Source organism: Candidatus Kryptoniota bacterium (genome assembly GCA_036567965.1).
Taxonomy (GTDB): Bacteria; Bacteroidota; Ignavibacteria; order Kryptoniales; family JAKASW01; genus JAKASW01.
This window is the reverse complement of sequence record DATCTN010000008.1, coordinates 69,581-87,295: the sequence shown is the minus strand read 5'-3', so window position 1 is coordinate 87,295 and position 17,715 is coordinate 69,581. Positions and strand designations below refer to the sequence as shown.

The 17,715-nt window shown below is 50.0% G+C and carries 20 protein-coding genes; 12 read left to right on the top strand and 8 right to left on the bottom strand.

All coding sequences use genetic code 11. From position 1 onward, the window contains the following. Positions 1-98: 98 nt before the first annotated feature. Complete coding sequence (locus VIS48_03370) at positions 99-920, top strand: TIGR00268 family protein (GenBank protein HEY9165182.1); 822 nt, start codon at positions 99-101, stop codon at positions 918-920. A gap of 1 nt (position 921) precedes the next feature. Continuing rightward, positions 922-1,752, top strand: coding sequence for a nickel pincer cofactor biosynthesis protein LarB (larB, locus tag VIS48_03365; GenBank protein HEY9165181.1), 831 nt, complete (start codon positions 922-924; stop codon positions 1,750-1,752). A 34-nt stretch (positions 1,753-1,786) separates the two neighbouring features. Here the strand turns inward: larB and VIS48_03360 are convergent, their stop codons facing one another. Continuing rightward, the gene (locus tag VIS48_03360) at positions 1,787-2,485 is read right to left on the bottom strand and encodes a hypothetical protein (protein HEY9165180.1); all 699 of its coding nucleotides are present in this window, start codon (positions 2,483-2,485) and stop codon (positions 1,787-1,789) included. A 260-nt stretch (positions 2,486-2,745) separates the two neighbouring features. On the opposite strand from VIS48_03360, the gene VIS48_03355 reads away from it, so the two are divergent. The 6 genes from VIS48_03355 to VIS48_03330 all read left to right on the top strand — a co-directional run bounded on the left by VIS48_03355 (position 2,746) and on the right by VIS48_03330 (position 7,430). Further along, positions 2,746-3,237 (top strand): hypothetical protein, encoded by a 492-nt coding sequence (locus tag VIS48_03355; protein HEY9165179.1) that lies wholly within the window; start codon positions 2,746-2,748, stop codon positions 3,235-3,237. A 104-nt stretch (positions 3,238-3,341) separates the two neighbouring features. Then, on the top strand, positions 3,342-3,830 hold the full coding sequence (locus VIS48_03350) for a LytR C-terminal domain-containing protein (GenBank protein ID HEY9165178.1): 489 nt from the start codon (positions 3,342-3,344) through the stop codon (positions 3,828-3,830). A gap of 1 nt (position 3,831) precedes the next feature. Further along, positions 3,832-4,224, top strand: a complete 393-nt coding sequence (gene rsfS / locus VIS48_03345; GenBank protein ID HEY9165177.1) for a ribosome silencing factor — start codon at positions 3,832-3,834, stop codon at positions 4,222-4,224. Next, on the top strand, positions 4,221-5,891 hold the full coding sequence (gene argS, locus VIS48_03340) for an arginine--tRNA ligase (protein HEY9165176.1): 1,671 nt from the start codon (positions 4,221-4,223) through the stop codon (positions 5,889-5,891). The genes rsfS and argS overlap by 4 nt, the downstream gene beginning before the upstream one ends. Positions 5,892-6,015: 124 nt before the next feature. Further along, complete coding sequence (locus VIS48_03335) at positions 6,016-6,594, top strand: YceI family protein (protein HEY9165175.1); 579 nt, start codon at positions 6,016-6,018, stop codon at positions 6,592-6,594. Between the two features lie 143 nt (positions 6,595-6,737). After that, a complete protein-coding gene (locus VIS48_03330) occupies positions 6,738-7,430 on the top strand; it encodes a tetratricopeptide repeat protein (protein ID HEY9165174.1) in 693 nt (230 codons plus the stop codon). A gap of 29 nt (positions 7,431-7,459) precedes the next feature. Here the strand turns inward: VIS48_03330 and VIS48_03325 are convergent, their stop codons facing one another. Genes VIS48_03325 through VIS48_03300 form a run of 6 tightly spaced genes read right to left on the bottom strand, consistent with a single transcriptional unit; the run spans position 7,460 to position 12,583 of the window. Beyond that, positions 7,460-8,005 carry a hydrogenase maturation protease gene (locus VIS48_03325; protein ID HEY9165173.1) on the bottom strand — a complete coding sequence of 182 codons (546 nt, stop codon included), beginning with the start codon at positions 8,003-8,005 and terminating at the stop codon, positions 7,460-7,462. 12 nt (positions 8,006-8,017) lie between these two features. Further along, positions 8,018-9,307, bottom strand: a complete 1,290-nt coding sequence (locus VIS48_03320) for a Ni/Fe hydrogenase subunit alpha (GenBank protein ID HEY9165172.1) — start codon at positions 9,305-9,307, stop codon at positions 8,018-8,020. Next, positions 9,297-10,085, bottom strand: a complete 789-nt coding sequence (locus tag VIS48_03315; protein ID HEY9165171.1) for an oxidoreductase — start codon at positions 10,083-10,085, stop codon at positions 9,297-9,299. The genes VIS48_03320 and VIS48_03315 overlap by 11 nt, the downstream gene beginning before the upstream one ends. Position 10,086: 1 nt before the next feature. Next, entirely contained in the window at positions 10,087-10,950 is an 864-nt protein-coding gene (locus VIS48_03310) for an FAD/NAD(P)-binding protein (protein HEY9165170.1), read from the bottom strand. Between the two features lie 29 nt (positions 10,951-10,979). Next, positions 10,980-11,450 (bottom strand): cyclic nucleotide-binding domain-containing protein, encoded by a 471-nt coding sequence (locus VIS48_03305; protein ID HEY9165169.1) that lies wholly within the window; start codon positions 11,448-11,450, stop codon positions 10,980-10,982. Positions 11,451-11,452: 2 nt separating this feature from the next. Beyond that, positions 11,453-12,583, bottom strand: coding sequence for a 4Fe-4S dicluster domain-containing protein (locus tag VIS48_03300; GenBank protein HEY9165168.1), 1,131 nt, complete (start codon positions 12,581-12,583; stop codon positions 11,453-11,455). A 458-nt stretch (positions 12,584-13,041) separates the two neighbouring features. On the opposite strand from VIS48_03300, the gene acs reads away from it, so the two are divergent. Further along, positions 13,042-14,976 (top strand): acetate--CoA ligase, encoded by a 1,935-nt coding sequence (acs, locus tag VIS48_03295; GenBank protein ID HEY9165167.1) that lies wholly within the window; start codon positions 13,042-13,044, stop codon positions 14,974-14,976. A 65-nt stretch (positions 14,977-15,041) separates the two neighbouring features. Here the strand turns inward: acs and lexA are convergent, their stop codons facing one another. Continuing rightward, positions 15,042-15,668: a transcriptional repressor LexA gene (gene lexA, locus VIS48_03290; protein ID HEY9165166.1), complete on the bottom strand. Its 627-nt coding sequence runs from the start codon at positions 15,666-15,668 to the stop codon at positions 15,042-15,044. Positions 15,669-15,940: 272 nt separating this feature from the next. Here lexA and mraZ point away from each other — a divergent pair, with 272 nt between their 5' ends. From mraZ to VIS48_03275, 3 genes are read left to right on the top strand one after another with little or no spacing between them, the layout of a single operon-like run. Next, positions 15,941-16,399, top strand: coding sequence for a division/cell wall cluster transcriptional repressor MraZ (mraZ, locus tag VIS48_03285; GenBank protein HEY9165165.1), 459 nt, complete (start codon positions 15,941-15,943; stop codon positions 16,397-16,399). Beyond that, positions 16,399-17,316 (top strand): 16S rRNA (cytosine(1402)-N(4))-methyltransferase RsmH, encoded by a 918-nt coding sequence (gene rsmH, locus VIS48_03280; protein HEY9165164.1) that lies wholly within the window; start codon positions 16,399-16,401, stop codon positions 17,314-17,316. Before mraZ ends, rsmH begins: the two co-directional genes overlap by 1 nt. Further along, on the top strand, positions 17,313-17,681 hold the full coding sequence (locus VIS48_03275; GenBank protein ID HEY9165163.1) for a hypothetical protein: 369 nt from the start codon (positions 17,313-17,315) through the stop codon (positions 17,679-17,681). The genes rsmH and VIS48_03275 overlap by 4 nt, the downstream gene beginning before the upstream one ends. Positions 17,682-17,715 lie beyond the last annotated feature (34 nt).

Genomic DNA, 17,715 nt, shown 5'->3' with positions numbered 1-17,715 from the left:
TTGCGCACGTGATGGAGTATGATCCGCTTTGCGGCATCGTCGCCGGCATGTTAAATTGAATACGGAACAATCAATTAAATCTTTGGATAGACAGAATCATGAATGGATTTTCTCAAAAATATAAACGCCTTCTCGAGCATCTTGGTAATTATACGGCCGACGGTTTGGTCGTGGCATTCTCGGGAGGAGTAGACAGCGGATTTCTCGTGTGGGCTTCCGAAGAGGCGAGGAAAGAGTTCGGAGGAAGAGTTCTTGCCCTGACAACAGACAGCGAAAGCATGCCGGCACATGACAGAGCCGATGTCGAAACTTTCGTGAAGCAGATCGGTGTGAAGCACGTCTGGAGAAATAGCACCGAAGTTGATCAGGCGGAGTACATGGCGAATGACGCGTTAAGGTGCTATTACTGCAAGACGGAGTTGTTCAAGATCGCGAAAGATGTTGCGGCGGAACATGACTGTTTGCGGATTGCTTACGGCTACAGCGCTTCGGACAGGACGGACACAAGACCCGGCCATCGCGCCGCGCTCGAAAACGATATTCTTTTTCCTCTGGCGGATTATGAATTCACTAAACCGGAGATCCGGCAGATAATGCTGGAGAACGGATTCGAGTTGCACGATAAACCATCCAGTCCATGTCTTAGCTCGCGGATCATGAGAGGAGTGAGGATCACGAAGGAGGAATTGAAGAACGTTGACGATCTGGAAACGATTCTGCGTGAAGGCGGACTACGGGTTTTTCGCCTTCGCGTGCATGAAATCGGAGACAAACATTTTCTGAGGTTGGAGACCGCACCCGAGGAAATGGCTGTCGCGCTGCGTCTTAAGGATGAGCTCACCAGAGCTGCCAAAGCGCGCGGCTACGAGTGGATCACTCTTGATCTCGAGGGATACAGATCCGGCGGCGGCACGATCTGATATGAAAGCCGATTCTATCAGGAAAATCCTTGACGATGTCCAGAACGGAAAAATGAATGCCGATGAGGCGTTTGAAAAGATAAGACGTTTCCCGCTGGAGACGGAAGATCTTGGATACGCGACCGTCGATCATAGCCGTGGACTCAGGTTGGGACTCGGAGAAGTGATATACGGTGAGGGCAAAGGGGTCGACCAGATAGAGGGCATTGCCGGAAAGCTTTCGTTGTCCGGTGAACCGATACTAATCACGCGGCTCTCCGACGACAAGTTGAAGGTCCTGAAGAAAAAATTTCCCGGAGGAAGGGTAAATTCGCTGGCGCGGACGTACACGATAAATCCTATTCCCTCCAAAGACAAACCTGCTGACGAGCCGTACGTTTGCATCGTGACAGCCGGGACGAGCGATATCCCTGTGGCGGAGGAAGCAGCGGACGTCTGCGCGGCTATGGGAGTGGCGTTTACGAGACTATACGACGTTGGAGTGGCGGGAATTCATCGCGTTATGAACAAGGTCGACATCATGCAGAAGGCGGCCGCAGTCGTGGTGATCGCCGGTATGGAGGGCGCACTCCCGAGCGTCGTAGGGGGACTCGTGTCCAGGCCGATCTTTGCCGTTCCCACCGACGTAGGCTACGGCGCTAACCTGAAGGGGCTCACTGCCCTTCTGAGCATGCTCTCGTCGTGCGCGCCAGGCATAGCGGTTACAAACATTAACGCCGGATTCTCGGCAGCATACGCCGCATGTCGCGTCGTAAATGCTGTCAGGGAATCAATGAAGAAACTTCCGGCTGAGGGTCCTCGCGAATTGAAAAAGAGTGCGCCCGCACGCTGACTGTGCGTAGTTCCTTTTCAGTTACATCCAATCCTTAAGACTCTTCCTGGAGGTTCGTAAATATCGTGATAGGTTGGTCGGAGACCAGCGCTTTCCCTCCGCACGGCAATAAGAATTCCCGGTGAGCATCAACGAAAGCGTTAACATAATCTTCCGCGGTCAGAATGCCGTGCATCGACATGAGCGTCGCTTCCATTTCGGGCGTTTGAGCGCGCGCAGGCCCGCGCCGGGTGTTCTCCCTGCTTATCGTCCACGCAGGCTCGATCAGGAGGCCGAATCCCCCAGAGTCACTTGCCGGTGTCCAGTGTACCGCCATGATATCGTAACCGATCTTCACAATGTAACCATTGTTAGCGGCGTAGATCTCGTCGCGCACCATCTTGCAGCAGTTGCGGTAGATCCCAAAGTAATGACGCCCTCTGGTCCTCGCGTCGTCTATCAGTCCTTCGATTATGAGTCCTTCAGCCAGAGCAGGAGAGTCTTTCAATACGACCTGAGTCTCCGAGAATCCTTCATCGGCGAACTTTTCCATGCCTATTCCGTATCCGAACGCCTGTCCCCCAAGTGTTAACACGGAGCTTTCGGATTTTGAAAGCCACTTCTGATACTTTAGTCGATCTATATCTGCGACATTCTTGACTTCTGCCGTCATGAACCGAATGGGTTCATCAGGCAATTCTACCGGAAAAGCACGATGAAAAACTCCCAAAGTGTTACCTTTGTGGTTCATCATAAACCCTCCGTTTTATGTCTCTTCAAGTTAATCCATTCTTCGGAATCTGCAACCCATTAAGACGGGGACACCCGACATTTACGTTGTATTTTCCATTTTCCTAAACTTCTTGTACACGATTCTTGTTTAATGTTTATTAGAGTAATTGTAATGATGAATAGGGGAAATGATTGAACCGACAGCATTGGTGAGCGTCTAACTGTATGATTTGACATTTGTTCCGGTTTTGTTTAAAATCTTCTTGTAATGCGGAGGAAAAGATGAAGAATGTTGCGGGCTTGATGGTGATGCTCCTCGTTTTGAGCTCGGTGTCCTATGGCCAATTCAGAGATCAACTTTCAGATAAACCGAACGTTGATAATTCTCTGATCAGGCCGGACGACAACGAGGGACTGATTCTCGGGTTCATTAACCCCGCCAATTTTTCAATGCGCCAATCCGTTTCGATGAGTTTCTCCACGATGGGTGGACAATCGATGGCGTTAGGAATGTACACCAACAGCCTTAGCTACCGCATCAGCAATCCGTTGACACTTAGCGCCGACGTTAGTCTCCTGAACTCTCCTTATAGTTCTCTCGGGAATAAATTCGCGCAGAGTGTGAACGGGATATATTTGACTCGTGCCGACCTCAACTACCATCCGTCAAATAACTTCATGATAGATCTGCAGTTCAATCAGGATCCGTTATACAGGTACTATAATCCATACAACTACTATAATCCCTGGGGATGGTACGGCCTTCCCAGGTAACCAACCTGGAGTTTCGTATCAGGGGATACCGGGCGCGGCCGGACGAATCAATTCTTCCACTTCAAGATCTGTGCTGACTTCATCCCGCGCATTTTCAATATTTGATGAAAAGGAATAGGGGCAAACCAAGGCATCCCGCCGATCCCAAAAGCATACTCGCCGTATCGCTCCAGGTATTCGTCCTGCTTCTCGCAGCAGTCCTTCTTTATTCGCTGCTGGACCGGTTCGTGTTTCATCCGCCCGTCAGGATCGAAAGGACCGAAGGGACATCCCCGACTAAAGTTGAGAAGCTCATTCAGGTGAGCGTCAGGAATGAATGCGGCGCGGCAGATATGGCTATGGTATTTACGTCGTACCTCAGGCGACGAGGCTTCGATGTAGTCGAGGCGACAAACGGCGAAGTGTTCAACCGCCCGAACACAACCGTCATCGACGCTTCGGGCAATTATACCAACGCACTGCGGGTGGCAGAAGCATTGGGTGTGAATAAAACCAACGTGATTACGAAACTGGATCCACGGAGCTACGTCGATGTGGAAGTACTCATAGGCAAAGATTTCCAGGATTTGAAACCGAACAAGGGTACCGAGTAAGATGGCACAATCAAAACCATTGCAGAGGCGGATTGCGGATCTCGCCCTGACAAAAAAAGCGGGAGATGTCTCGATAATGGATCTCCGCAAGCTGACCTCGATGACCGATTACTTCGTCGTTTGCAGTGCGGACTCCGAAACTCAGGTAAAAGCGATAGCGGACGCGATCGTTGCGGGACTCGAAGAAGAAGGCGAAAGACCATGGCACGCAGAAGGGCTACAAAACCTTCAGTGGGTCCTTCTTGATTATGTCGATGTCGTGGTACATGTCTTCCACAAAGACGCGCGCACATTCTACGGCCTGGAAAAACTATGGGGAGATGCTAAAATCCAAAATATAATCGACAGAAAACCTAGAACGCCATCTAGAACCAGAAAAGCCGCAGGGAAATGAAAGATCTCCTGAAGAAGGGTATAGAAGAGGCTCTTGTCAAATCCGGCTTGTCGGAGCGGCTTTCATCCGGACAGCCGATCGAGATTTCATTCGAGAAACCGAAAGTGGAATCGCACGGCGATCTGTCGACGAATGTGGCGCTCCTCGCTGCTAAGGAGTTGAAGATGAAGCCGCGCGACGTTGCGCAGAAAATCGTCGAGGTCCTCGCGCTGGATGACACATTGGTAGAGAAACTGGAAATCGCCGGACCAGGTTTTATCAATTTCAGATTTAAGAACGCCTATTTCCTTTCATTCCTAAAAACTGTATTGGAACATGGAGAGGAATACGGCAGGTCCAATCCCGCTGCCGGACTGAAGACTCAGGTAGAATTTGTCAGTGCAAATCCTACCGGCCCTTTGACTGTGGGCCACGGGAGAGGAGCCGTGTTTGGCGACACTTTGGCGAATGTCCTCGAATGGACGGGGCATGACGTTACCCGGGAATATTATTTCAACAATGCCGGCCGCCAGATGCGCGTTCTCGGAGATTCGGTCAGGTTAAGATACCTGGAAATTCTCGGCGAGAAGATCGAGTTCCCCCAGGATTACTATCAGGGCGAATACATCCGCGAGATAGCGCAAAGTCTTTTTAATGAGAACGGAAGAAATCTCATGGATCAACCGGCCGAAGGAATATTCAAGGATAGAGCCGAACAAGATATTTTCAACGATATTAAGAAAACCCTCTCGCGGCTCGGCATCGAATTCGATGTCTTTTATAATGAGAATTCGCTTTATGAAACAGGGAAGATTAAGGAGGTTGTCGCGGCACTGGAGTCCGTCGGACTTGCGTACGATAAGGATGGCGCGAAGTGGTTCAAGGCCACTGCAGTCGGCGGCGAACAGGACAAAGTAATACTGAAGAGCACCGGCGAGCCAACGTACAGGCTCCCGGATGTGGCGTATCACATCGAAAAATTTCGGCGCGGGTTCGAACTGGTGATCGATATATTCGGGTCAGATCATATCGCCACATATCCTGACGTCCTCCTCGCGCTGAAGTCCCTCGGTTACGACGCCGAAAAAATCAAGGTCCTCATTCATCAGTTCGTAACGATTCTTCAGAACGGCGAAGTAGTGAAAATGTCGACCAGGAAGGCGAATTTCATTACTCTCGATGAGCTTATTGATTGGGTGGGCGCTGATGCCGTCCGGTTCTTCTTCCTCATGAGAAATATCGGGACTCATCTTAATTTCGATATCGACCTGGCGAAAAAGCAGAGCGAAGAAAATCCCGTCTTCTACCTCCAGTACGCACATGCGAGAATCGCGAGCATATTGAGATTCGCAGTTGACGAGGGATTCCAGACTGAAGATATTCTTTCCCTGGGAAAGTCAGGCCGGGGCAACTCCCTTCTCGAGGAAAAAGAAGAGATCGATCTGGCTAAAACTCTAGGGTCTTTCCCGGAAGTGGTGATGGCAGCAGCGGCTACATTCGAGCCGCATAGGATAATCGGCTATCTCCAGGAAGTTGCTGAGGCGTTTCACAGATTTTACCACGTCCATAGAGTTGTCATACCCGATCGCGAACTTGCCAGTTCGAGACTAACACTCTGCCTCGCGACTAGGATTGTGCTTGCAAACGGATTCAGGATCCTCGGCATAACGGCTCCCGAGAAAATGTAAGCCTCGTCGCGCCGGCGTTGCGCACCGTTACAAGGGCGGGAACCATTCCGGACTCATCTCGGTTGAAAATTCCAAACGTGCGGAAAGACTGGAACGCTTTCGGTCTGACGTACGGACACAAATCATGCTAAGAGACAAGATGACTATTATCGGCAAATTCGTCGCGGCAGGACTGATAGTATGCACAGCCCACACGACAGGATTCAGTGGAACAAGAACGGTCGAGGGAGATAAACGCCAGTCTGTTGTCATCTATCATGCCGATCATTTCTTTCATTCAGTCGACGGCGTATGCAAAGAGGTGACGTGTAATGTTGTTGTCGATAGCGCGTCGGATGCCATCTTGTCCGTCTTCATATCCGCACCTGTGACTGCCTTTAACAGCGGCAACTCAAGTCGGGACACTACGGCGATGCGCGCAATCGAATCGACGAAATATCCTCGTGTGGAATTCGTCAGCGATACGGTTCGTTGCACTTCGGACTCAACCATGATGGTCAGCGGCAAGCTCGACTTTCATGGGGTCAAAAGGAAAATCTCGATCAATGTGACAGAGGCTGCAAATCTGCACAGCACCGTTTTCGACGGTGAGTTTCATGCCGCATTCTCCGATTTCAATATTGAGAGGCCCTCTCTGGTCTTCATTCCGATAAGCGATAGTTTCGGAGTGAAATTCCATGTGGTCTTGGACCAGAGGATTTAGCAATATTCCTGCGGCATATGATGATGCATTTTTCTTGGATACGCACAAAAAATTCTCGCTCCACGCCTTTCAAGAAATAGTTCTTTTGCGTAAATTTTAAGTCGTCGATTCCGACGAACTCGTGATTTCTAAGAGGAAGGTATATGCTCAAACCCAGAAAAAGGATTACAAAAAAAGAACTGAAACAGGACCAGCTGGTAACAACCTACTTCAAAGCGATTGACTTCTTTCGAAATAACAGGAAGCTCGTGAGCGGATTGGCCACAGGTCTCGCTGTCGCAATACTTGTAGTGTTTGTATACATGAATAACCGGCACAAAAGTAACGAGGAAGCAACGACGGAACTTTCGAGAGTTATGGACCTGTTCAATGGCGGAGCTTACCAGGTTGCGATAAACGGTGACCCGACTAGAAACATCACGGGCCTCAAAACGATCGTCGATAAGTACGGCGGCTCGGATGCCGGTGAAGAAGCTAAGGTGTATCTGGGTGACTGCTATTATTACATCGGCGATTATGACAACGCGCTGAAATACTTCAAAGATTATGGTGGAAGCGACAGGCTCCTTGACGCTAGCGCGCTTGCGGGTATGGCCGAAGTTTACGAGACCCGCGGAGATTTTGAGAAGGCGGCTGAATACTACGACCGCGCGGCCGCACGAGACTCAAAGAATTTCCTGGCAGCACAGTATCTAGTGGGGGCAGCGAGGAATTACATCAAGATCGGCAAGAAGGACAGGGCAATCGATCTACTGACGCGTGTCCAAAAGGATTTCCCGAATTCTCCTTATGCGGGAAATGTGGATCTTTATATGGCACAGGCAAAGGTGGATTAAGCCGGACCGCCGACTCAGGATCCGTTGAATTAAATCCCCGATTCACTCCGACATTCGGCGGATATAAGCCGGATGTCTTCAAGTATTCTCGATCGTACGACTTCCGCAGCATCGATTACTTCCGGCGACTGCTGTGAACTGAATGAAAAATCTCTTCCTGCTATTCCGTAGACTATCACACACTCGGGGAGTCTGCCCATCGCCCGCGCCATCTCAATGGCCTGGACGGTATCGATGCTGTGCGTCGAGAATGAGAAGAAATTCTTCGGGATAGGTTCGCTTGCCGCGTTTAGTCTGAAGATCGTTCCAACGGGCGACGACGATCTCACAGCATCAATGATAATGATAATTTGGTCGGGCTGCATAAGGTCGATCAGTCCCAGCTGATCGTCCGTGAGTTCTGCAGCCTTCACTTCCGGCGGAAGGAGGTGTTTCAATTCTCTGAGGACCATCAAACCGACGGCGTCATCGCTTCGCAGGTCGTTTCCGATGCCAACGACAGTCAAGGATGAATATCGCTTTACACTTAGGGCGTTCGAGCCGAACTCTGGCGACGGAGCCGAAATCTTCCCCATGATCTTAGGACTCTAATCTTCTATCGTCTCAAGTTTCAGGAAATGTGTGGCACACGAAATGCAGGGATCGTAATTCCTTACGAGCTGCTCGCACTTGAGCGTTAACTCCTGTTTCTGCAATTTGAAGTTTGCAGTTACGAAATTCTTGAGATCGGTCTCGATCATCTTCTGGTTCTGCGATGTCGGCGGCACGATCTTCGCATCTTTGATCAGGCCGTCTTCACCTACGAAATACCTGTGGTAGAGAATTCCGCGCGGCGCCTCAGTGCATCCGAACCCGAACCCGGCTCTTACCTCAAATTGCACCGCCGGTTTTTCGGGAGGTTCATAGTTTTCGATTATCCTTATCGCTTCCTCGCATGCAAAAAGTGTCTCGACTGACCTGACTATGATGCTTTTGAAATGATTTCGGATGGGGGGAACTGCCTTCGCCTCCTTGGCCGCTTTCTTCGCCAACGGGGTAAGCTTGTCGAAGTTCAGGTTGTATCTTGCCAGAGGACCGACGAGGTATGCACCTTTTCCTTTCCTGCTCGACTGAAGCGCGTTGGAATATGACGCGTAGTTCTCCTGGAAAATTAATTCGTATTCTCTTATGTCAATATCGAGCCCATCATTCGATACGATCCTTCCCTCGTTGAAAGGATACTCGGTAGGGTGACGGAGTGCGACGAATTCATAATCGTACTCAAAATCCGGGAAGGGGAGTGACGCAGCCCAGAGAACCGTCTCGTAAGATTCGTCTCTTGCGCGTTTCAAATCATCAAGAAGAGGAAGGAGTTCTTTTCTTTGCGGAACACGGTAGAATCCTCCAACCCTGACGTTTATCGGGTGGATCTCTCTTCCCCCGAGCGCGATGACAATGTCGTTCCCGGTCTTCTTTATCCGGAGACCTCTTTTTACCGCGTCGCCGTTTACCTTGGCAAGCTGTATGGCATCGTCGTATCCGAGGAAATCGGGCGCGTGAAGCATGTAGACGTGCAGCGCATGACTCTCGATCCACTCGCCGCAGTACAGAAGTCGCCGCAATTCACGCAATTGACCTTCGACCTTTACGCCGAAAGCATTCTCCATCGCGTGTACTGAACTCATCTGGTACGCAACGGGACAAATACCACAGATTCTTGCGGTGATGTCGGGCGCTTCCGAGAATTTCCTCCCACGCAGGAAAGCCTCGAAAAACCTGGGAGGCTCGAAAACTTTAAACTTGACATCGTCCACCTTCCCGTTGTGGGTCTTGACGCTCAGGGAGACCTCGCCCTCGACCCGGGCGAGATAATCAACTTTAAGGATCTTACTTTTCATGGGCTTCACTCTCTCTTCGGAATGCGTCCGCGTATGCGTTGAACGTTCGGAAAGCCAGCGAGATGTCGTGATTTGTGAGATTGAGTTCCTTGAAACGCTCGGCAAGTGAAGAAGTGTTCGGCGATTCCATCGGTCCGTAGCAGCCGTAGCATCCGCGGTCATAGGTCGGACAAATTGCATCGCACCCCGCTTGTGTGACCGGTCCCAAACATGCCGTCCCGTGAGCTACCATAACGCATGTGTTCCCTTTCAACTTGCAGTCGATGCATACGCTGGATGTATGAATATTGGGTTTCCTGTTGTTAAGGAACGCATTCACGACTTCAAGGAGTTGAAACTTATTTATGGGACACCCGCGGAGTTCGAAGTCCACATGAACGAAAGAACCGATCGGGAGTGATCTGTCGAGAGTCGAAATGTATTCCGGTGAGGCATAGACGATGTGGATAAAATCTTTGATGTCTTTCCAGTTTCTGAGGGCTTGGATGCCTCCGGCGGTGGCACATGCCCCGATCGTAATCAATACCCCGCACGATTTTCTGATCGCCCTGATGTGTTCCACGTCGTTCGGCGTCGTAATACTACCCTCTACAATTCCGATATCGTAAGGCCCCTTCAGCATCCGTCGACTCGCTTCGGGAAAATATGCGATATCAATCGCCTCCACGACGGACAGAAGATAGTCTTCGGCATCCAGAAGCGACAACTGGCACCCGTCGCATGAAGCGAATTTGAAGACTGCTACTTTCGGTCTTCCATCTTTTTTGGCCTTTGGCATTTCAAATTTCCTTCTTCTCGAGTAGTGAGTTGACTCTCGGCAGCTGAAATACAGGACCGTCCTTGCAGATGAAATCCGGCCCAAACTGACAATGTCCGCAGAGTCCGATGCCGCATTTCATATTTCTCTCCATAGAGATGTAAATCTGTTCCTTCTGAATTCCTCTGCGTTGAAGTTCCTCGATGGTATATTTCATCATCACTTCTGGTCCGCATACCATTGCTATGGTCGCTCTTGAATCCATCTTTATGTAAGAGAACAAGGTGGTCACCACGCCTATGTAACCCTTCCAGCTCGAGTCGCCTCGATCTACCGTAACGATCACGTCGGTGTTCGGAAGCTTGCTCCATTCCTCGAGTTCAACCCGGTACAGTAGATCAAGCGGGCTTCTGGCGCCGTAGAGAATTATTATCCTTCCGAACTCTTCTCTTCTCCTTTTGAGAGAGTAAATCACAGGCCTCAGCGGCGCGAGCCCGATACCGCCGGCCGCGATACATATGTCTCTGCCGGCCGCCTGCTCAAGTGGCCACGACGATCCGAACGGTCCTCGGATGCCGATTATGTCGCCGCGCTTCATTCTCGACATGGCCGTCGTCACCGTGCCGACACGGTGGATTGTGTGAGCAAGAAGACTTGGCTTCGCAGGATCCGAGCTTATCGAAATTGCGGACTCGCCGACTCCGAACGCGTAGACCATGTTGAACTGTCCGGCCGTGAACTTAAGTCCGTCCCCGTTCAACTCGGGTGAATCGATCATGAGAGTAAACGTATCATCGGTCTCCCAGATCACGCGCCGGATCGTCGCCAGCGCAGGAACCATTCGGTTTTCGCAGATGGGTTCGGAGTTCGTAAGTGTTTCAAGCATTGAGTGACTCCACAAATTTCCAGAGAATTTTATATCTTGGTTGATCCGTAAACGTCGAGTAACTGCAACCTGGTGGCTTCCAACCGGCGTTGAAGAACCTCAGTGAACCGGCGAAGTATTTCGTAGCCGAAGCGACAATCGGTTTCGCATTTTGCCCTCAGACATGTCGCGTCGAGCATGAAGCTGTGAACTTTTTCGAGAGCGAACGCGTCGAAATGCCAGCGGTAGGGAGAGATAAGCCAAGACCAGCCTATTACTTCTCCGGGTCCGAGGGTTTGAATCCTTACGCGTCCTTTTTCCCCGGCCTGAACTTCAAGCGCCACTCTTCCGCTCCGGATCAAGTAGAAGATCCTCGCGTCCTCGTCTTCATGGAACAGGTACGTACCCTCCTGAAAGACGACGTTGGAAGCGCAGGAGGTAAGCGTTTGAATCAGCTCTTCATCCATATCTTCGAGAAACGGATGACTTGTCAGAGAGGTGGATAGGTCCTGAACCTGCATGGTCAATCTCCTTTTCTTTGTTGGGTTTGTGCACCTCTTATTGATCGTATCTCAGCTGTCACATCGATGCCCACCGGACACCAGGTTATGCATCGACCGCAGCCGACGCAACCGAACATGCCATACTGCCCCACCCAGGTGGAAAATTTGTGTGTCAGCCATTGCCTGTATCTGGACTTCGGGCTGATTCGATAATTCCCGCCCGCAACTTTCGCGAAATCCATCGTGAAACATGAATCCCATCTCCTCGTTCTTGTGGCGACATGACCGAACAAATCGGTTGAATCCTCTATCGTAGAACAGAAACAGGTGGGACAAACCAACGTGCAGTTTCCGCACAGAAGACATCTTCCCGCGACATTGTCAAATTGCGGATGATCCAAGTTCTCGGATAGAAGCGCCTGCAAACCTTCCGTCTCGACGGATTTCTTCATCTCGCTCTCTGCCCGCATGATCAAAGCATCCGCCGCCCCAACCTCCTCATCGGTGGCCGGTGTCGTCTCGACCATCCCTGCGATCCTTGATCCGAGTTCGGTTCCAACTTGCATGATGAAGTAGTGTTCTTTTCCTGCGGACATTTCTGTCAACGCAAGATCAAAACCCGACTTGACTTTCGGTCCGCTCTTCATCGACGCGCAGAAACAAGTCCCGCCAGGCCTTGTACAGTTAATTGCTACGGTGAAAAGGTTCTTTCTGGCATCTGTGTAGGCGTTGTCCGCGTATGGTCCATCGACTAGGATTTTGTCCTGAATCAGAATGGCGCTCAACTCGCATGCACGTACTCCAATGAACGCGTACTTCATTGTTGGGTCCTTCTCGGGGACCGCGGTCAGCGATTTTCCGTTCCTCACGATCGAAAATAATTTCTTCATCGGCGGGTATAGAAATCGCTTCCAGGACTGAGGAGCCGGCCCGAAATCGAAATAAGTTTCGTCCTTGTGCTTCTTCAGTCGATACGATGCCGGCTCCTGTTCGTCGCTCCAACCGATAGGGAGCATATCGATCGAATCCACCCGATCATAAACAATGGCCCCGTCATGAATGGTAGGAGCAATTGTGGTGTAACCATCAGACCGGAGAGCATTCAGAAGCTGTTGAAGATTCTTAGCTTTTAACTTGAGAGTCGTATTCATGTGCCCGAAGAGTTTTGTTGTCTCTCTCTATGATTCAACGAGTGTGCCATCACATACTGCCAAGAAAAATTCAGATAACCGACATAGCTGACTCAGGTTGCCCCCGTGATGGGACAAAATGAGACCTAAAACGGTGTTCCGCGCATAAATAGTCATTGTACATTCATTTTAGCGTCACATATGTTATCACAGCCTCATCTTTATTGCTCATGAAAATCTCTCTGTCTTGATCCTCTTTTTGCGCGGGAAGGTTTCTGGTAAGTGGTGGCAGTTTGCTACCTAAGGGCTTATGTCACGCAGACGGGGCATCCGGGCGACCGATAGTAAGTCCTGTCAAGGCAGGAGACGGAAGAGTTTACCTGAAAAACTGGGAGGAGGCGTCATTTTGAACCAAATGGCAACCGCAGTCGTTTTATATGTGAATCAATAATCCTAAGAACCAATAAGGAGTCGCGAAAATGGCTGGAAAGGGACATCAAGGCCTTGAAGATTCGGCAAAAAACGATGGTCTGCACGGAGAAGTATACTATCCTTCTGCTGAAATAAGGGCTCAGGCAAACATAGCTGATCCTGAATCTGTGCACAAAGAAGCCGAAGAAGACCTTGAAGGCTATTGGGCCCGGAGAGCCGGAGAACTTGAGTGGTATAAGAAGTGGGACAAGGTACTCGACGATTCGAAGAAGCCGTTCTACAAATGGTTCGTCGGTGGAAAAACGAATATCGTTCTGAATGCTCTCGACAGACATGTAAAGACCTGGCGAAGAAACAAGCTGGCATTGATCTGGGAAGGTGAGAACGGTGAGGTTCGGACCTTCTCTTATCACGCTCTGAACAGAGAAGTCTGCCGGTTCGCAAACGTGCTGAGAAGCATGGGGGTCCGCAAGGGAGACAGAGTGACCATTTATATGCCGAGAATACCTGAGACTGTCATCGCAATGCTCGCGACTGTGAAGATTGGAGGGATCCATTCCGTAGTATACGGTGGCTTCTCTGTTGAGGCTCTTCACGGGAGAATTGAAGACAGCGAGTCACATATCGTAGTGACGGCTGATGGCGGCTATATGAATGGCAAGGTCGTCGAATTGAAGAAGATAGTCGACGAAGCGCTGAAAAGGACAGCGATTCCGGAAACCGTTATTGTCGTCAAACATACCGGGAAAGAAGTTCCGATGGAAGCCGGTAGAGACTACTGGTATCACGAGTTGATGAATCTCCCTTTAACTCGCAACGGAGGTAATTGCCAAACCGAAGAAATGGATGCGGAAGATCCGCTCTACATTCTTTATACTTCCGGCACGACCGGGAAACCGAAGGCAGTCCTTCATACACACGGCGGATATATGGTCGGTACGTATTCAACTCTGAAAGATGTTTTCGATTTAAAAGAAGAGGACAGATGGTGGTGCACCGCAGATCCGGGTTGGGTCACCGGTCATTCATACATTGTGTATGCTCCTCTCATTGCTGGTGCGACTTCATTTATGTACGAAGGAGCTCCGACTTTTCCGTATCCCGACAGGTGGTGGACCATGATAGAGAAATACGGCATCACGGTTTTCTATGGGACTCCGACGGCCATCCGTGGTCTAATGCGATATGGGGAAGCATGGCCCAACAGGCACGACCTTTCGTCGCTCAGGCTTCTCGGATCTGTGGGTGAGCCGATAAATCCCGAGGCGTGGCGCTGGTTCCACAGGGTCATCGGAAAAGAAAGATGTCCTATCATGGATACCTGGTGGCAAACCGAAACAGGTATGTTCATGATCGCGCCGACTCCTGTGACGCCGCTTAAGCCGGGCTCGGGGACGAAACCATATTTTGGAGTGCATGCGGATGTGGTCGACGAGACAGGCACACCTGTGAAACCCGGCGAGGAGGGTTACCTTGTTATAAAGCGACCATGGCCCGCAATGCTCCGCACTATTTATAAAGATCCGGATCGCTACGTCAACACGTATTGGAGTAAGTTCCCCGGATGCTATTTTGTCGGCGACTCTGCTCGAAAAGACGAAGACGGTTATTTCTGGATAATCGGAAGAGTGGACGACGTTATAAAAGTCAGTGGCTACAGACTTGGCACGGCTGAGTTAGAATCAGCTCTGGTCAGTCATCATGCAGTCGCCGAGGCGGCCGTTATCGGATTGCCACACGAGATAAAGGGTATCGCAATTTACGCATACGTCATCCTCAAAGCGGGGTTCGAAGGAAACGATACGCTCGCAGAGGAGCTCAGACAGCATGTCGCGCATGAAATGGGCCCGATAGCGAAGCCCGAAAAGATTACGTTTGTCCCGATTTTGCCGAAGACCAGAAGCGGGAAAATCATGAGGCGTGTCCTAAAAGCTCGCGCGCTCGGAATGCCTGAAGGCGACCTGAGCACTCTGGAGGAATGACGGCAGGAATAGAGCGATTGGGGAATCCTGGCGACTGATTCGATATCGACAACTGGATAGCTGATTTATTTAGTTTTTCGAAAGGTGAGGACGACTTCACCGGCGACAAAGAATTGTCTGTCGTCCGGCGAGAAGCTGAGGATCTGGTAAGATTTGTTTGATGGCTTGAGATGGATTTTGCCGTTCGCAAATTCGTAAAACCTGACGATCAGCACTCCCGCCGCACTTCCGAGCACCATCGAATTCTGCTCAGGTTGCAATACCCTCCGGCACACGACGTAGTCTCCCTTAAACAGACCTACGAAATTCATTGCGTCGTCGGATACTTTCACGCCAAAAAGTTCGCCCTCAGGGAGAATTTTCGCATCGAAGTGAAGAACGTCTACAATGTTCGAAAAAATGACCTCCCTCGATTCGATTCGCGATACGAATGGGATTGTCTTGATTGAAGGAGGGAGATCGGGGTTTGTCATTTCAGTTTTGGGAAGGTTTATTCCCCGTGATCTGCCGGCTTCCCTTTCTATATACCCTTTCCGCTCGAGTGCTTTGAGAAGGTCGCTCACCGCGCGCGTCGAACTAATACCCATTTGTTCCCCCAATTCGCGGAACGTAGGGGGCTTAGAATGGTCCTGGATGTAACGCCGGATAAATTCGAGAGCCTCGCCCTGCCTCTTAGTAAGACCTCTTGCCATCGGGATCTAAATTACAAAACACCAGTTTAGCGGTCAAGAAGAGAAGAGGAGTTTTGGCGTCCTTGTTTAGCAAAAATATTATAACGGCAGTTCACTGCATAAATGCCCGCGAAATTTCGGAATTTCGCATCGAAATTGGAGTGGGGAAAAAGGCGGAAAAAATTGCTTGACTTTTGGGCTGGGTTGGTTAAATTTCCAACGTGGTGGGGAAAAGTGGGGAACTTCCCAGCTTTTCCCAGAGTCTACTAAAAAAATGTGGATGTTTAGAGGAAATGTCGTCATTCAAAGGTCGATACGAATACGTTCTGGACTCCAAAGGTCGACTGAGTATCCCCGCAAAACTAAGGAAAAGCGTTTCCTCCGAAGCGCATGATACCTTTGTCGTAACCAGAGGAGTCGAGAAATGCCTCTATGTTTACCCCCTCGATGAATGGCGGCGGCTGGAAGACAAGCTCCGCGCCCTCAACCAATTTCTGGAGAAGCACAGATACTTCACCAGAACCCTCCTTATGTGGGCTTCTGAGGAATTTCCCCTAGACTCACAAGCACGTATAACAATCCCTAAAAACCTCTTGGAATTCGCCGAAATCGAAAAAGACGTCGTGATTATCGGAGCCCTCGAGAGGATAGAACTCTGGAGCAAGAAATCGTTCCATGAGTACCTAAACTCTCAACCCGAAAATTATGCGAGCGTTGTCGAACAAATCATGGCTGTGAATGTCCCTAAGTAATGGCTGGCTACCACGAACCTGTATTACTGTATGAAAGCATAGAATTCTTGGTCACAAATGTGAGCGGGAAATATGTGGACGCAACTTTTGGAGGAGGAGGTCACACGGCCCGACTACTTTCCAAACTGAAGCCTGATGCCCGCGTTCTCGCATTCGACGTGGACAAAAACGCGATTGAAGCCGGAGCAACTCTCCGGGCTTCCGACCCAAGAGTTTCTTTCTTCCAATCTAATTTTTCCCAACTGTCCGATATCCTCGCACAGAACAACATCAAGTCAATTGACGGCGCACTCTTTGACCTCGGAGTTTCTTCCTACCAGATAGATAATGAATCAGGATTCAGTTACAGACGCGATGAGAAACTCGATATGAGACTCGATAAGAATCTCGAGATCTCAGCCTTCGAGCTGGTGAATGCTTATGACCAGGAGAATCTGTCGCGTGTCTTCACGAAATACGGCGAGGAACCGCGGGGACGGGCAATCGCGAGATCAATAATGAAGCGACGGGAGAAAGCAGACCTTGTAACGACGGGCCAACTCGTCGATGCCGTTTCAAAAGTCGTCGGGAATTCTCCCGCACTCCTTTCGCGCATTTTCCAGGCGATAAGGATTGAAGTCAACCACGAACTCGAATCGCTCTCGACCGCGCTGGACTCAGCAGTGGATCTTCTATCGCGCGGCGGCAGAATTGTGGTCATCTCTTATCATTCACTCGAAGACAGGATGGTCAAGGAGAAATTTAAGTATGAGTCTGCTTCATGTGTCTGCCCTCCAGGGGCGATAGTCTGCACCTGCGGAAAATTACCGCGGATGAAAATTGTCACAAGAAAACCAATATCTCCCGGAGGCGAAGAAATTCTACGGAACAGGCGATCACGCAGCGCAAAAATGAGAGTCGCTGAGAAAGTCATATGAGCGAAGAATTAACTCAACCTGTGGAACCGAAGAGCCGCCCGAAATCATCATTGACAGTGTCGAAATTTATTCTTGTTCTCTTAGGTGTCGTTGCTGTTCTCCTTCTCATTGTGGATAATAGCGTGACCGTTGATCGATTGGTAGTTGAGATTAGTTCTCTCGACTCCACATATAGTTCTACCAAATTTCAGAACGACTCGCTTCATGCTGAACTTCGAAGACTGTCGAGTGCCGAAAGAATTACGAGGATTGCGTCCCAGAGACTCGGTCTCGTTTATAGCAGCCAGACTCTCGAGCAAATTCAAATAGACAAAGCTGAACTGGATAAAGCGGCTAAACAGGATGCCAGAGACACAACAAAATAGACGAATAAACTTCAACAGCCGGATAAACTTTATT